Source organism: Dysgonomonas termitidis (assembly GCF_042654545.1).
In the GTDB taxonomy this organism is placed as follows: Bacteria; Bacteroidota; Bacteroidia; order Bacteroidales; family Dysgonomonadaceae; genus Dysgonomonas; species Dysgonomonas termitidis.
Genome location: NZ_JBHSGN010000072.1, coordinates 57,070 through 73,933 on the forward strand (window position 1 = coordinate 57,070; position 16,864 = coordinate 73,933).

Consider the following 16,864-nt stretch of genomic DNA (forward strand, 5'->3'; position numbering starts at 1 on the left):
TTCATATATTAAACGATTATTTCAGATTCATTGTATATAATACTTTTTCCAATTCTTTTACCTGGTATGTAAGTACTTTCTCATCCGGGGTCAGAATACCATAATCATGGTTGAATGTTTTGCCTTCTGTCAAAACCCATACAAGGAATTCTTTCACCGTTTTGTTTCCGGGGGAGTATGCAAAGCCAATGTTATCTACAGGGATCAAATCGATAGGCTCCGACTCCAATAACTCAATCATGTTGTCTATATTGACCGATTCCGTAAAATAGTTGCGGTATTCTTTTTTCACATCCAACGGAAGAATAGTGATATTGTCTTTCAACGCACGGGTATTAATGTCGAATATATTGCCCAAAGCATTGAATGTGACACCCGTTCTATCTTTCTGTATGGCATTTATGAGAAACGCATCATCGCCCGAAATCTTTTTACCTTTCAGGCTTGAAGAAGTATATCCGAAATATGACGCAAAGCTATGTGCTACTGATTCGTTGTTATTTCCCGAATATACAGTTATATCATAATCCGGTTTCGCCGGATTTGTGTCTTCGCTAAGTATATCCTTTTCAAAGAATAAATCTTTAATCCTTTTATCATTTAACTTTTTCTTAGAAAACTCAGCGAGTAACGGATTGTTCTTCCCTATAACAGGTAAGATGGCATATCGTCCGAAAAACAGGATTTGTTCGCCAATCTGCAACCCATTCTTGCTATTATTGGATACCACTACTTTTAAGGCAATATTTTCAGCCTTTATACTATTATCCGCCAGCTTGATCTGCGCCTGAGGATTCACCTTTGTGTATTCATCTATCCATTTTTCAATCAGCGGTGATGCAAAACGCGAGCTTTTGATATATATGGTTTCGTTTATATCATTTTGAGCAAATACCGGAGAGGAGATAAAAAGGACAACCAATATCGATTTGAGAAACTTCATTGTTTTCATATTTCTTCTATGTTATTGTTTTATATATTGTTATATAGAATTATATACCTTTATTCAGGTAATATTATTATAGAACCCTGCCCAGGGGGAATATAGGGAGATTTTATTTCTGAAAATAAAAAAGAGGTAAGATATAGCGGAAGCTATAATAAAGGCTCAGAAGCAACAACACATGGACATTCGCATGCCGGAGATAGTAGAGGGAGTAAAAAAGATAGAAGTAGAAGTAATCGTCAGAAAATCATGTATTCCGGAGGAATCATAACTTTTATCTTTCTGTCGTTTGATAAATCTTTTCATTTTGCTATTTTTTAGAAATTTAAAATCTTTTTGTTATTTGATTTTCATGAAACAAAATTAGGCTTCACCATCATTATATAAAATACCATGATGATGGTATTTTTATACCATGCATTAGGTATATCTTACAAAACAGAGAGTAAGAGTAGCATATTTTTTTATATTATAAGAATTATATTTTGAGAAGATTAGTAAACATTCTGTTGATATCACTAGAAAAATTACAAATCTCATAAATAATATGAATATACTAAATATACCGAAATCAGGAAAAGAGATCCTTTGTGTTTTAGGAAAATATTTAAAGATTCAAACTATCTTAAGCCTGCATCTGATTACAAATAACCATTAATTGTTATAAATTCAGAGAGATTCATATTCCGGTTCAACAACACCATCTGAAATGATTTCCTCATAGCCGATAGAGTTATAGATATCTGGCATCAGACAGCACAACAATCTTATAATAAACAGTTTAACAAGAAAACTACTCTGTAGAATGCAAAAACTAAGAGCTCATACAACACTCTTCACACTATCGTTTTTTGACATTTATTGTATTTTTGAATCTGTATTAACTTGTGGATATATTTTTTTTTAGCTTTATTTACACAAAATAATTATATCAGTATTCTTTCTAGGTTGCAATCACACTAAACTCTTCTTCCCTCTCTATGTGTAATGTTTTTGTCTCGAAACGTGTTTTTATAATCATAATATTTTTATTGTGCGGTTTCTTATATGTCTTTTCACAACAGGGAGAGGCCGTAAATAAAGTTATTGTAAAACTAAAGACAGAATTAGAGAAAGACATAACGGATAAAAGGTCATTGAAGAAAATAAGTGAACTATTGATTAACAGCGGCGATTACAATCAAACTATACATTATGCACTGCTTTTGGATAGTGTAGCTCAACTAACCAATGATGAAACTGCTAAGATGTACTCCTATATATATCTGGGTCAGGCTATGGTGATGAATGGAGAAGAACGGAAATCCAAGTATTATATTGATAAGTCTCTGGAACTGGCTACAAAATTATCCAACGATTCTGCATTAGCATCTGTATATAACGGATTAGGGCTGTATGCATCTAATATAGAAATGGATTATTACAGGTCTGTTAATTATTTCTTTCAAGGCATCGAAGCCGCAAAACGAAGTTCTCACGAACGTTTATATTCAATATTACTATGCAACATATCCGGAATATACTATCTGAAAAAAGATACGCAAGGCCTCAAATATGCGTTGGAATGCTATACTTTGGGACACGAAAAAGGTGATGCCTACCTTATTTATTGCGGGTCTACCAATTCGGCTTATATGTTCTTCTTGTTGGAAAACTATGACGAAGCACTGAAGTATATTAAAGAAGCTGAATTTATTACTGAAAAAAATAATTTCCACGACAAAACGAATTTATATAACTTATACGGAAATATATTATTCAAGTCGGGTGATAATAAGTCTGCAATAGAAGCTTATAACAAGGCTTTGAAATTTAAAGACCAATCGCAAATATCTTCAGTAGCCAACACATACCTTAGCTTGTCAAAAGTTTTTATAAAACAAAAACAATATAAAGAATCTGTTGCATTACTCGAACTTGGATTAGATCTTTCGATCAAGAACAAAAATACGATTCATGTACCGGAATTATATGAGTATATATCCATATCTTATGAATTAGATCACGATTACAATAATGCATTGAAATATTATAAAATTTTCCAATCCTTTTCAGATAGCATATACAATGCAGAGAAAGAACGTTCCTTAAGCGAACTAAGAATAAAGTATGATACTGAAAAGCATGAAAATGAAATAAAACAGAGTAAGTTGAGTTTGCTACAGAAGGAAAAAAGATTCCAGCTACTCCTTTTCGCTTTTATCCTGATCTTTCTTATACTAGGAGGAACCTACATTTCTTATTATAAAAAAAACAAATTATACCTTCAAATAGTAAAAAGAAATAAGGAAGCCATAAAACGTGAAGCGAACCTGAGGCAGCAAATAGACGAATTCAGGAATAGGATAGGAAAGGAAACCGGTACAGAAAAATATTCCGTATCATCGATGAGTGAGGAAAAAGAAGTAAAGCTATACGGAGATTTGACCAACCTTATGAGAAATGAACATATATACAAACAGAATGATTTGACAAAAGAAAAGCTGGCTGCACTATTAAATACAAACAGAACTTATTTATCGCAGGTCATAAACAAATATTCCGGTTTGTCATTTACTCACTTCATTAATACCTTTCGTATAGAGGATGCTGTTCATGTCTTGTCCGACCCCAATAATGATATTCCGCTTAAAGCTCTTTCTTCCGATATTGGGTTTAATTCTACGACTACTTTCTATACGGCGTTTCAGTCTTCGGTTGGTATGACCCCATCTCTATATAGGGAAAAAGTACATCAGCTGGAAAAGCAAGAACGAAAAAGACAATAACCGAATGCTCTCTAATCAACGATAATTATATCATTTTATCACTAAAAGTTTTACAAAAACAACAATTGCCAATATTGACGCATCATTTTCAGTTGTTTTAACAATTGTTTTCTTTTATTTTACCTTCTCGCATGTATTATTTGAAATAAGGTCTAATATGAAGAAAATTGTAGCTTTTAGTATTTTTATGATCTTTATCTTATTTAATATAGATAAAGCTGATGCACAAAACAACACGAAATCTGAATTTACAGTTTCCGGAATTGTTACTGATGAAGACCAACTCCCGATAATAGGAGCGGTCATCTCAGTAAAAAAAGATGGAAAAATTACAGGTGGCGCAACAACGGATACAGATGGACATTATACTATAAATGCCAGGTCGGAATCAGATTCTCTTATATTCTCGTATTTAGGATATATTCCCCGGAATTATATTATAGGAGGAAGGAGGGTTCTGAATGTCGAGATGCGATCATCGATAACGGGTCTGGATGAAGTAGTTGTTACCGGTTATCAGACTATATCGAAAGAACGGGCTACCGGATCTTTCTCTAAGGTAACATCAGGAACACTTGACAAACAACGGCTGAGCGACCTCAATACACTCCTTGAAGGGCAGGTTGCCGGTTTTACCGGAGGATTACTGAGGGGTACAACTTCAATGTATGGAACAACACAACCATTATATGTGGTAGACGGTTTCCCTATAGAAAATGTCAGGTATGATGCATATACCGGCAAAGCAACAGAAGGCCTTCCCGAACTTAATATGGAAGATATAGAAAGTATTACAGTATTGAAAGATGCCGCTGCAACATCGATTTATGGAGCCAGAGCAGCAAATGGAGTCGTTGTTATTATCACAAAAAAAGCATCAAAAGGGAAAGTGCAGGTATCTTTCTCCAGTACGTTCACCTTTTCTCCATATTCTTATTATAAAGACGGATTAACCAATTCAGGTGACATTATCGATATAGAAAGGGAATGGGCTTCAAACAATAAATCATTACAAGGTACCGATGCCCCGGCTTATGCTCAGCGTATGCTTGATTCCCATATATATCCGACCCAGGGGATAACATATATTCTTAATTATTATGCCGGAAAGATATCCGAAACTGAGCTTGAACAGAAATTAAACACTCTCTCTGCGCAAGGTTACAGCTATTATAATGATGTAGAGAAATATGCTAAACGAAATCCATTTTATCAGCAATATAATCTGTCGGTAGGAAAAACAACAGATAATAATATGTTCAAGACCTCCATTACATATCGCGATAACAAGCAGGCAGACCGTTACACCGACGATCAGTCAATAGGTGTTAACATTACAAATAACCTTGAGGTAACCAAATGGCTGAAACTAGACATCGGAACTTATAATTACTACCAGAAGCAAAATAAACAATCTTATGATGCCTTATCTCCGGGATACAAGTATATGCCTTATGATGTACTAAAAAATACAGATGGCAGTAATTATACGTCATTAGCTTCGTCACGGTTGACTAAAGATAATTATGCGCTGATAAGCGATTATGGTTTGTATAATATGGATATAACTCCGCTTAACGAACTGGGTCTGAATAGAGCGAAAACCAACAGTTTTCAAAACAGGACTTATGGCAGATTAAACATAGCATTTGCAGAATGGCTCAATTTCAGTAGCATGTTCCAATATGAATATGGTTCTGACCAGTATTCTAAACTATCAACCAAAGATTCTTACGCTGTACGGTCAAGGGTGAATAATATGGCTTCGCGGACAAACAATACAACAGTATTTAACATTCCATATGGTAATATTTATAACACGGTTGATTTTTATTCTAAAGCATACACATTGCGCCAGCAACTCAATTTTGATAAAATTTTCGGCCAGAAACATCAGGTAACCGCTTTGATCGGAAATGAGATCCGCGAAAATAAATATGAAATATCCAACAATACATTATTTAACTATGATCCTGATATTCTATCATATACTCTTATCGATGCAGCAACATTAGCTAAAGGAGTAAGTCCTTTCTGGGGAGGAACATTCTATTCTTCAGACATTGCTTCCAGGAGTGAAGTGACAAACAGATTTGTTTCTTATTATGGAAATGCAGCTTATTCCTACGATGATAAATATTTATTTACAGGAAGTTTGCGTTGGGACAGGTCCAATCTTTGGGGAACAGCCTCCAAATATCAAAACAAGCCTATCTGGTCTACCGGCTTGGGCTGGAATATAGATAAAGAATCATTTATGACCATTGGATGGATAGACCGCCTTAAACTGAGAACTTCCTATGGGATTGGTGGCAATATCGCGAAAGACAAAGCCCCGTATATGGTTGCTTATTACTCAACAAATGCAAATGTGGGAGGAACTCAGGGATCTATATCTTCTCGTCCCAATCCTTCATTATCATGGGAAAAAACAACCACAACAAATTTCGGTATAGATTTCGCCTTGTTTAAAAACAGATTAAGCGGGACTATAGAATATTATAATAAATACGGTAAAGACCTGCTTTCGAGCACAATGGGGGTACCAACTGAAGGATTCGGCTATTCCACGTATCAGATCAATAATGGTGAAATGAGAAACAGAGGTGTGGAAATAACCTTATCCGGAGATATTATCCGCACTAAAGATTTTACTTTAAACTCTACTTTAATTTACGGATACAATAAGAATAAAGTAACATATGTGAATGTTGAAGCACCCGTTTACTATCTTCAGATAGACTATCCGACAGCTTATCCCCGCATAGGAAATCCATACCAGGCTATATATGCCTATAAATGGGCCGGACTCAGCGCCGACGGGCTACCTCAGGTATATAATGAAAAGGGAGATGTTGTATCCTCTGTGCCTACCAGTCTTGATGCGATTGTATATGCAGGTACTACAGTACCGGTTCATAGTGGTTCGTTTAGCAGTAATATACGTTATAAGGATTTTGATTTATCGTTTATGTTGATATATGAAACAGGACACAAAATGCGTAATACCTTCTTGCCAACATTAGGTACTTCATATTCCAGCGCAGCTTATTCTTATATAACCAATATTACCGCAACCAACAAAGATATTGTAAACCGTTGGCGTACCTCCGGAGATGAAGCTCATACAAATATACCTCGCATTATTTTTGCAGAAAGCCCTTTCTATAGTAGTGATCTGTATAGTATATATGCCAATGCGGATATAAATGTAATTGATGCAGCCAATCTCAGATTGAGTAATATTTCCCTGTCATATAGCGTTCCTGCACATATTTGCAAGAAGGCATTCCTGCGAAACGCACGTTTACAGTTCAATATAGAGAACCTGTTCACTCTCACTAAAAGCCATGAGGCCAAATACCTGCTAGGCGGATACAATAGCCCTAACTATGTATGGGGGTTATATTTAAACTTTTAAATAATTAAATACAATTGATATATGAAAACCAATATATTTCCCATAAAATTATTATTTGTATTTGTTCTTACCTTGTCATTTACAGCATGTAACGATTACCTCGATATTCTGCCGAAGGGTGAAAGAATTCCTACTACCCTTTCCGATTTTGAGGCTTTGCTAAGAGATGAGTATGGAGCCCACAGGCTGGATGCATCCAATGCTATTAATCTACTGAATGACAGATATCAGACAATTGCTAATTTGAATTACTATCCTTTAACCAAGGCAAATTATATGTGGGATGAAAATGCAAACCGCATAGAGCTGAATAATTCGGATGAAACAATGTATTACGCCACTTATGCCTCTATCTCTACATGTAACCTGATTATAGGACATGCACCAACTGCGACAGAAAGCACAGATGCTGAACGTAATGAAGTGATTGCCTATGCAAAAGTACTACGTGCTATAAATTATTTTTATCTGGCAAATTTCTATGCTGAAACTTATCAGGAAAATAATGCTGCCACTAAAAACGCAGTACCCCTTATAACAAATGCTAATATCGGCGCTTCGTATCAACAACTGACCGTAAAAGGAATATACGATTTTATCCTAAATGACATGCAGGAAGCCTTGCCTTTCCTGAAATCTGAATCACCAACCCCTTTACATCCAAACTTAGGTGCGGCTTATGCATTTTATGCACGTGTGTATCTACAGATGAGCAATTATACGAAAGCCCTGGAATATGCAAATCTGGCTTTAGCCGAAAATAGCCAATTGTATGATTGGACAACGTATTATTCAGAAAATAAAACACAGATAGAAATTCCTGATTCATACACCACGACAGCTTCACCAACAGGGCATTACTATATTGAAAATTATTATTTCAGGCATGGAGCTTCATCCTATTCTTCAACAGAAAATCCTATTTCTGTCGAACGCAAAGCTAAATTTGAAGATGGGGATGCCAGAGCTGCTGCTCGCTGGAAAGTCAGAACTGTAGGGACAGAAACATATTGCGTAAGTACTACCCGTGGATTTTTCAACGCAGGAGGCATCACTACTACAGAAGTTTATCTTATTAAGGCGGAATGCCTTGCCCGCAACGGGAAGTACAGCGAAGCAATGAATGAGCTCAACAGGGTCCGGGAAAAACGTATTTTATCCGAAAAATATGTGCCACTTACAGCTTCTAGAGAGGAGGAAGCTATAGAATATATCCGTCGTACGAAAGACAATGAATTAATATTGACTATTATTCCTTTTGCCGATGCACGCCGATATAATACTGAGAGTAAATATGCCCGTACACTGAGCAAAATGGCAGACGGACAAACAATTTCACTGTCACCGGCATCTCACATGTGGACAATGCCTTTCCCTATGGGAGCAATTAAGAATCCGGGGAATGGTACAATTATACAAAACGTAAGTAAATAATAATAAAAAACATAATCGTCATGAAAATTTTAAAGAATTTATCGGCTTTTTTAATAGCAAGTACAATAATGATTTCTTGTACTGAAAAACCAGCTACATCATACACCATTGAGGGAAACCTTCAAGGCACACCGGATGGGGCTAAAGTTGAATTAATTCCGGGAGCTACCCATAAGGATGAAAAACCTGTTGCAGAGTCTGTCGTTACAGATGGGAAGTTTACATTTACAGGAGCCACCGATGAACCCCGGATATTTTATATACATATAGCTGAAAGCCGGGGCTTGGCAAAACTTATGGTTGAAAATGGGAAAATCAAATTAACCGGAGATGTAAAAAAGAATGAACAGGGCGATATTATTAATTATAATTTCGACGGTATAATAGTAAAAGGGAGCAAATCACATGACCTTTATCTGCAAAAAATATCTCCGAGAAAAATGTTGGACTCTTTATACACTGCTTACCATGATAATAATAAGGAAATATCGGAAGCTATCGGTCAGGCGCGTGCAGCCAAAAATAAGGCTCTGTTGGACTCATTAAACCAAACTGATGCGGCAAAGAAACTGGCTGCAGATGAAAAAAACTTCTTTGAAACTGTAGAAAAAACGATGAAGGGTATTATCATGGATAATAAAGATTCATGGTGGGGTCCGATGCTGATGCTGGATGTTATGAGTTATTTTACCGAAGAACAAAATCCTTGGTATGAAGAGTTTTCTCAGGAAGCAAAAAACAGCCATTATGGGAAAATCCTAAAAGCAGAATTATTTCCTGAAGGATTTGTAGGAAAGGCGCTGCCTGCATTTAACCTCGTAGGCAAAGACAATAAAGGAACAACTGTGGGAGAAATAAGCAAAGGTAAGAAATATACTCTTGTCGATTTTTGGGCGTCATGGTGTGCTCCGTGCCGCAAGGAAATACCTAACCTGAAGAAATTATATGAAAAATATTCATCGAAAGGATTTGAGATCGTTAGCATTTCAATAGATAAAAAAGAAGCCGACTGGGAAAAAGCCCTTAAGGAAGAAAAACTGGTATGGCCTAATTATCTGGATACGAAAGGCGCTAGTGATGCCCTTAATGTGAAAGCCATCCCGGCAATGTTTTTAATCGATGACAAAGGCATCATTATCGCAGAAAAAATAAGAGGTGAAGAGTTAGAGCAAAAACTTGCAGAGTTGTTTAAGTAAACGATAAGTAGCCTATGAAAAGAATATTCTTTGCATTATTATTTTCTTTTTTTACTATCGGTTCCATAGCTCAGATTCAGGAACCTGTAAAATTTTCGGCCGAACTGAAAATTACTTCAGATTCAGAAGCGGAAATAATTTTCACAGGAACGATCGATGATGGCTGGCATGTTTATTCTACCGGATTACCATCCGGAGGGCCAATTTCCTCATCCATTACGATAGAAGAAATTAAAGGAGCTGAAACAGATGGGAAACTTACATTCAGAGGCTCAGAAATTAAAGCATTCGATAAAGTCTTCGAAATTAATCTTCGTTATTTTGAGAAAAACGTAGTATTTGTTCAAAAAATAAAGATTACGGCCCCCGTATATCAAATAAAAGGGTATCTCGAATATGCAGCATGCAATGAGGAAAGCTGTTTGCCGCCGGCAGATGTTTCTTTCAATTATACAAACGGGAATGTTGAGGTTGCAACCGGGAACAGTCAGACTGGTGTTTCCGGTGTATCCGGCCTATCGGAGGTAGGTTCAGACTATTGGGCTCCTGTCATCAAAGAGTTGGATAACTTTGGCGAAACATTTGGAAAAGGTGATATACCCTGGATGTATATATTTATTACCGGCTTTTCAGGAGGGCTGCTTGCATTATTCACTCCTTGTGTATGGCCGATAATACCTATGACCGTGAGTTTCTTCCTGAAAAAGAATAAGGACAGGAAGAGAGGTATCAGGGATGCTGTAACCTATGGTGTATCTATAATTGTGATATACGTTCTTCTGGGCTTGGCCATAACTCTGATATTTGGGGCCAGTGCGCTTAATGCGCTATCGACAAATGCAATATTCAATATATTGTTTTTCCTTATGCTGGTTATATTTGCTGCGTCATTCTTCGGAGCTTTCGAAATCACACTGCCTTCCTCTTGGAGTACCGCAGTAGACAGCAAAGCTGAGAAAACCGGAGGACTTATAGGTATTTTCCTTATGGCATTTACTCTGGCTTTGGTTTCATTTTCCTGTACCGGGCCTATTATAGGGTTTCTGTTAGTAGAAGTATCTACGACCGGGAGTATTGTGGCACCGGCCATTGGGATGCTAGGATTTGCAGTAGCTTTGGCTTTGCCCTTTACATTCTTTGCTTTATTTCCGTCCTTTCTTAAATCAGCACCGAAGTCCGGTGGATGGATGAATGTGGTAAAAGTCTTTTTAGGATTTATAGAACTTGCATTCGCCCTTAAATTCCTATCCGTTGCAGATCTTGCGTATGGTTGGGGAATCCTTGACAGGGAAACATTCCTCTCGCTATGGATCGTTATATTCGGCCTGTTAGGGATATATATGCTCGGCAAGCTCAAATTTCCCCACGATGATGACGGTACTAAAGTCAGTATCCCGCGTTTCTTTCTCGGCTTGTTTTCTATTGCTTTTGCAATATATATGATACCCGGATTATGGGGAGCCCCGTTAAAAGCGATCAGTGCTTTCTCTCCGCCGATGAATACTCAGGATTTCAATCTGTATACAAAAGAAGTACATGCAAAATTCGATGACTTCGATATAGGTATGGAGTATGCAAAAAAGAACGGGAAGCCTGTCATGATTGATTTTACCGGATATGGGTGTGTAAACTGCAGAAAAATGGAATTAGCGGTTTGGACCGACAGTAGAGTAAGCAAGATCATCGATAATGACTATATACTTATTACATTATTTGTTGATGATAAACGCCCATTGCGACAACCGATATCAATTACCGAAAACGGAAAAGAAATTACACTTAAATCTATTGGAGACAAGTGGAGTTATCTACAACGGATAAAATTTGGCGCAAATGCTCAACCATTTTATATACTGCTCGATAATGACGGAAAGCCTCTTAACAAATCATATGCTTATGATGAAAGTATAGACAAATATGTCGAATTTCTGCAAACAGGCCTGAATAATTATAAAAAGTAAATAATACTCTTTTCTTACAGATGATCATAGAGGGAACTTTATAGTGTTGATAATACTGAAGTTCCCTCCATTACAACAGATTTTTCAGAGGAAAAATATTTCCAGCTACAATTTCCGCCCTAATGTTTTTTCCTGTATTGTCCATAGCCTGTAATAAATCATTTTTAGAGATTAGTTCCTCATATGAGCCTTGTTCTACAATACGGGACTTTCTTCCATTACGATTATAGTATCGGAAAAGGAGGTAAATAAACAAATAGATAAGTACCTCCTGATATCCTTCATATACTATTACTTCTTGTCGAAATAATTCGAAACCCTGTCGGGACTCAGCATCTGCCAAAGAGAAGCGACAGTCCAGCCGGGAGCAAAAATATCATTGTAAAAACCTTTGCCGTTCTTCCCGTAATCCCAATGAGTGTGTTGTACAACTTCGGGATAATAGCCGACTTTACCTATATCGAACATATGTCCTTCCACAGGCATCAGTTGGAGCATCGAGCTTTTTATTACAGATGAAAATTCAGAGAATCGAGGCTCTTTCCTTTCCACTGCCAGCCAATCGAGTATAGTGGCAAATTCGAAGATAAATACATCGATATGATTATTTTCAACCGATACATTACCCCAGCCTCTCGACTTAAAGCCTACATCACCCAGCATTTGTCCCTGGGCAAACGGTACGTCCCACATATAATACCACGAAAGACAGAAATACGCCGACTCTTTGCACAGGTCGATATAATGCTCACGCTCTTTACCCTTGGTTACAAAAGAAAGGTAATACATCGCCGTAGACGCGTAAAGGGATGCTTCTTTGTCCTCGCAATTAGCATCGAGTGTGGATGAAAAATAATCCGATTTGGAAATCAGTTCTTTTTCGAGATAAACCGCGGTTTTTCGTGCACTCTCCAGATAGTTTTTATCCTTAAAATAGCTATAAGCCATAGTCAGCGGCAGTGTTGCGGATGGTGTACTGCCTCCCGAAGCATCTGTAATATTAAAATTATCATTAAACTTACGCGGGAAGCTTCCGTCTGCCCCTTGTAGTTTAAGGAAATTTCCAAGTATGTTTTTAATCCTGCTCTCCCACTCAGGGTGCGAGCGTCCCTTTTTCTTCTCGTATTGAAGATAGTTCAGGATGGAGAACACCCCTTCCGACTGGCGGCGAATACTGTAAACATTAGGCTCGGCATTATGAGAATAGTCAACAAATTCGCGGAAGAAGCCGTTGGGAGTAAACCCGTTTGTCAAATAACTATCAAGTACTGCATTGGCCTTCCGTACTAAATCGGGACGATTATTTTGTTCCCCATATTCCAATGCATTGAATGCATTAATCAGGACACGTCCCACAAACCCAACTTCGGCAGAGCCTGTGCTCTTGCAATCATCGGTACGCAAATGTACACCGGAAAAATATTTCAGATCATACTTATCCACGAAACTTTCTGTAAAGAAATTGGTCATTACCTTTTTTGCCGACTCCGCATTATACCCGGTTTCAACTGTCTGAGGCTTAAATCTGTCGTATGAATACGTCCATACATCAGAAACAAAAGCAGAGTAATCTTTTACATTCCCCTTTCTGACTTCCCATACAAGATCGCGTGTCTCACCTTTTTCGAGTTTTTCGAAAGCCTGCACAGGTGGGATCAATGTTAGTTTGCGGACATATGCCTTTGGTGCTTCGTGGTAAGGAAAGCCAAATACCAAAGTCGAATTCTCGTCAATATTCCGGAAACCAGTATAACCAATTGATGTTTTCCCAGACAAGATGACCTCACCCGAAGCATGTTGAGCAATAGTCTCGTCCGCAAACTCATCGATCCTTAGTATAGTATAGTAATCGCCTGATTTTTCATTATATATTCCTGTAAGAGGAGTGCTCAGCCGGTCCTCTCTTACCTGCCAGCTATCGCTCGTATGGAAAGACGGGGCTTCCTTAGGAGAACGCATATTGCGGTGATACCAGAATCCCGGCATATAGAACTGGCAATCGCTATGCTTCATTTCAGGCAGCAGATAGGCCTGACTGAAATTGTAATAAGCCTTTTCTTTTGCTTTAATACTAACTGTGATACGGACAATACCGCCATCTGATGTTAGTTTCCTGCTTATCTGCAAAGGCAAATCCGATTCTGACTCCAAATTACCATCCTTATCGGCCGTCAGCTTATATGTTACTGATTTATTGCCGGGAACCTTTATCGAAATATTACTTGACAGCTGTTTGTCTATGGAGTTCGCATTTACGCAAAGAACAGATGCCACAGCAGTAATAAACAATAATACTTTCTTCTTCATATTTTAGTAAAATTTATTTGTAACGTGAATCAGCGGTTAAAACAGTAAACAGCAAACAATTAACAGTTAACGACTTGTTAAAAGGTAACAAAAGTAACAGATATATCAGCCAGTGATTAGCACTTATTGGTCAACAGTTAGCAGTTATTAGCCAACAACAACTATTTCATAGCCTTATTACCACCCGCTTTCAACTGTCAACTAAAAAAGGTAACAAAGGTAACAGATATATCAGTTAACAGTAAACAGTCATCAGTAAACAGTATCGTGGTCTGTCATGCTGAGGGAAACGAAGCATCCCGTCAGAGAGTAGTTAACAACCTGTCTCTCGTATCTTTCTCCCAAAAGGTAACAAAGGTAACAGTATTTACAGTCATCAGTCAACAACTCGTAAGATGTAAAACTTTGCGCCTTTGCGTCTTTGCGTGAAACAAAATAGAGTATCTTGTAACCCCTAACTGTTAAAAGGTAACAAAGGTAACAGATATATCAGTTAACAGTAAACAGTCAGCAGTTAACAACTCGTATCTTGTATCTCGTATCTTGTCTACTTGTAACTTGTAACTGCCCGCAGGGCGCAGAAATAACATTCGCCGAAGCGAAGGCGAGGCAAACTTGTAACTGCTTTAATCAATCTTTCAAAGAACTATCAGCTAACAGCTAAAGGCTATTGGCTTATTATATAGATAAAATTATATGAAAAATCTACACTTGTCCTTAACTGCTGATTCACATTGAATACGTCTCGCTTTTTAACTTCTTATTCCAGTTCTTTAATTTTTATATTCTTAAAGAATACCTCATCGCCATGATCCTGCAATAAGATATTGCCTTCGGTAAGATTTCCGAAATTCGGCCAGTTTTTATATTTGCTATAAGCAACAAGGGCGTTAAACATCTGGTTATTACGCTCATATTCTACAACCTTCACTCCGTTCAGCCAATGTTCTACTTTATTGCCTTTTACAATTACTGTTGCCGTATTAAAATCATTTATATCAAACTTAAATGAACCGCCTCTTTGCGATGGTATAAGGTCATACAAAGAACCCAGTGTCCTGTTACCTTTTACACCTAACTTGGCATCCGGATGGTTTTCATCATCCAATATCTGGAATTCACAGCCAATAGCAGACCCCTCACCTTTATTCAGGTCAGAGTCAACAAAATACTTTACACCGCTGTTTGCTCCTTTTGTGATCTTGAAGTCTACTTTCAGTATAAAATTCTTATACTTTCTCACGGTAACGATATCTCCTCCATTAGCAGCCTCAGCACCGCCACTCTTATGAACCCGGAGTACACCATCTTTTATGCTCCATCCTTTTTGAGGAAAAGCATCGAGTTTAGCACCTCTCCAGCCATCGGTGGTTTTTCCGTCCCATAGCAATTTCCATCCTTCCCGTATTTCTGTTTCGGTCAGTACATTGGGTTTTTCATTCTGAGCCAGCAGGCTAATAGTAAATAAAGAGACTGATATCAGCAATAATAATTTTTTCATGTATTTAATATTTTAAGTAATAGATAGAATTTAATAATATATATCAGAATTATAATGAATTCCTGTTGTTTTGCTTACCGGGTAATGACAGCCCCCTGATTATATTTTATATTCGCTTATAATTTCCACGATCGATCATAAATCCTTCGCTGTTCGGATACGAAAGAGATCAACAATCAAGATCAGTTACTTTTCTAAAAGAGCGACAGCACACCAAAGATAGGGGGCCTGACCATGATAATCTCCGGTACGGCGCGGACGGTCATAATAATACTGTTTGTCGTTCTTTTTATTTGTCCCTACACAAACCTCGCTTACACCGCCTTTCTCATCTATATAGTGAGTTAAAACCATCCAAGCTTTGCGGGCAGCGGGAGCATACTCATTGGCGTCCAGCCAGCCATTCTTAACACCGATAATGAATGCATAAGTAAACATGGCCGACCCTGATGTTTCCGCCCATGAGTCCGGTTCGTCTATCAATTGATTCCACATACCGCTTGGCCTTTGATAATTTTTCAAACTTTTCATCATTGTTCGGTAGCCTTCCATAATACGTGGACGGTCTGCATTGTCTTCGGGCAAATAACGAAGCAATTCCGCCATACCCGCAGCCATCCATCCATTGCCACGTCCCCAGAAAAACGGAACATCCGGTGCATGGTAGAAAAGTCCGTTCGGACGCTGCAATTCATCCAGATACATCACCATTTCTTTTGCTGCCCTGTCGATATATTTCTTGTCTCCGGTTACTTTATACGCCTGAGTCTGCACGATGGTAATCATATACATATCGTCGATCCACAGGCGTGTCTGCCATGTGTATCCTTTTTCTGCCCATGCCTTTTCCTCAGGTTTCGCGTTCGCGGGAACCTGCCACTGGGTATCAGCATATGGCATACCCAAATCCTTATACTTCTTTTCTTTCGTTATCTGATATAGTTCCAAAGGCAGGCTTCCGAACATATTTAAATCAACATGATTCTTAATGGGTAACAGTTCTTTTTCAGATTCCATTAAGAGATTAAACTTATTTTGCAGAAGCTTCAGAAGCTTTTCGTCTTTAGTTATCGCTGCGAATTTAAGAGACCCATTCCAATAAAACGTTTCCGGATAACTAATCCATTTCCCCGCATGAAGTGCATGCTTTGAATCTACAAAACGGTATGCCAAACGCTTTCCGACTTCTTCGGGTGTATATCCTTTGGGAAAATCTTTCAGCATATCAGTCTGTGCAAACACGAACTGAGTAGAGAAAACAAGTAATAACACAAATATTTTTTTACACATAAAATTCTTTTTTTTTATTAAATTAACGAATACCATTGAC

The 16,864-nt window shown here is 37.7% G+C and carries 8 protein-coding genes and 1 pseudogene; 5 read left to right on the plus strand and 4 right to left on the minus strand.

Features of this window, described 5'->3' with window-relative positions:
• Positions 1 to 16 precede the first annotated feature (16 nt).
• The gene (locus ACFO6W_RS11535) at positions 17 to 952 is read right to left on the minus strand and encodes a hypothetical protein (protein WP_379996534.1); all 936 of its coding nucleotides are present in this window, start codon (positions 950 to 952) and stop codon (positions 17 to 19) included.
• Positions 953 to 2,082: 1,130 nt separating this feature from the next.
• Between ACFO6W_RS11535 and ACFO6W_RS11540 the strand changes: the two genes are divergently transcribed.
• The 5 genes from ACFO6W_RS11540 (at position 2,083) to ACFO6W_RS11560 (ending at position 11,726) form a co-directional block, all read left to right on the plus strand.
• A complete protein-coding gene (locus tag ACFO6W_RS11540) occupies positions 2,083 to 3,714 on the plus strand; it encodes a helix-turn-helix domain-containing protein (RefSeq protein ID WP_379996536.1) in 1,632 nt (543 codons plus the stop codon).
• Positions 3,715 to 3,871: 157 nt separating this feature from the next.
• Positions 3,872 to 7,135: a SusC/RagA family TonB-linked outer membrane protein gene (locus ACFO6W_RS11545; RefSeq protein ID WP_379996538.1), complete on the plus strand. Its 3,264-nt coding sequence runs from the start codon at positions 3,872 to 3,874 to the stop codon at positions 7,133 to 7,135.
• Positions 7,136 to 7,156: 21 nt separating this feature from the next.
• Entirely contained in the window at positions 7,157 to 8,569 is a 1,413-nt protein-coding gene (locus tag ACFO6W_RS11550; RefSeq protein WP_379996540.1) for a RagB/SusD family nutrient uptake outer membrane protein, read from the plus strand.
• 20 nt (positions 8,570 to 8,589) lie between these two features.
• Positions 8,590 to 9,765 (plus strand): redoxin family protein, encoded by a 1,176-nt coding sequence (locus ACFO6W_RS11555; RefSeq protein ID WP_379996542.1) that lies wholly within the window; start codon positions 8,590 to 8,592, stop codon positions 9,763 to 9,765.
• 14 nt (positions 9,766 to 9,779) lie between these two features.
• Entirely contained in the window at positions 9,780 to 11,726 is a 1,947-nt protein-coding gene (locus ACFO6W_RS11560; RefSeq protein WP_379996544.1) for a protein-disulfide reductase DsbD family protein, read from the plus strand.
• 291 nt (positions 11,727 to 12,017) lie between these two features.
• Here the strand turns inward: ACFO6W_RS11560 and ACFO6W_RS11565 are convergent, their stop codons facing one another.
• The 3 genes and pseudogenes from ACFO6W_RS11565 to ACFO6W_RS11575 form a co-directional block, all read right to left on the minus strand.
• Positions 12,018 to 14,033 (minus strand): hypothetical protein, encoded by a 2,016-nt coding sequence (locus ACFO6W_RS11565; RefSeq protein ID WP_379996546.1) that lies wholly within the window; start codon positions 14,031 to 14,033, stop codon positions 12,018 to 12,020.
• A 760-nt stretch (positions 14,034 to 14,793) separates the two neighbouring features.
• Positions 14,794 to 15,444 (minus strand): annotated as a pseudogene (locus tag ACFO6W_RS11570) (3-keto-disaccharide hydrolase); the annotation flags it as partial.
• Positions 15,445 to 15,720: 276 nt separating this feature from the next.
• Positions 15,721 to 16,824, minus strand: coding sequence for a glycoside hydrolase family 88/105 protein (locus ACFO6W_RS11575; protein WP_379996548.1), 1,104 nt, complete (start codon positions 16,822 to 16,824; stop codon positions 15,721 to 15,723).
• Between the last annotated feature and the right edge of the window lie 40 nt (positions 16,825 to 16,864).

Bases quoted from the DNA above. Each gene is read 5' to 3' on its own strand.
- ACFO6W_RS11535 (WP_379996534.1), bottom strand. From the start codon at position 952: ATGAAAACAATGAAGTTTCTCAAATCGATATTGGTTGTCCTTTTTATC.
- ACFO6W_RS11545 (WP_379996538.1), top strand. From the start codon at position 3,872: ATGAAGAAAATTGTAGCTTTTAGTATTTTTATGATCTTTATCTTATTT.
- ACFO6W_RS11550 (WP_379996540.1), top strand. From the start codon at position 7,157: ATGAAAACCAATATATTTCCCATAAAATTATTATTTGTATTTGTTCTT.
- ACFO6W_RS11555 (WP_379996542.1), top strand. From the start codon at position 8,590: ATGAAAATTTTAAAGAATTTATCGGCTTTTTTAATAGCAAGTACAATA.
- ACFO6W_RS11560 (WP_379996544.1), top strand. From the start codon at position 9,780: ATGAAAAGAATATTCTTTGCATTATTATTTTCTTTTTTTACTATCGGT.
- ACFO6W_RS11565 (WP_379996546.1), bottom strand. From the start codon at position 14,033: ATGAAGAAGAAAGTATTATTGTTTATTACTGCTGTGGCATCTGTTCTT.
- ACFO6W_RS11575 (WP_379996548.1), bottom strand. From the start codon at position 16,824: ATGTGTAAAAAAATATTTGTGTTATTACTTGTTTTCTCTACTCAGTTC.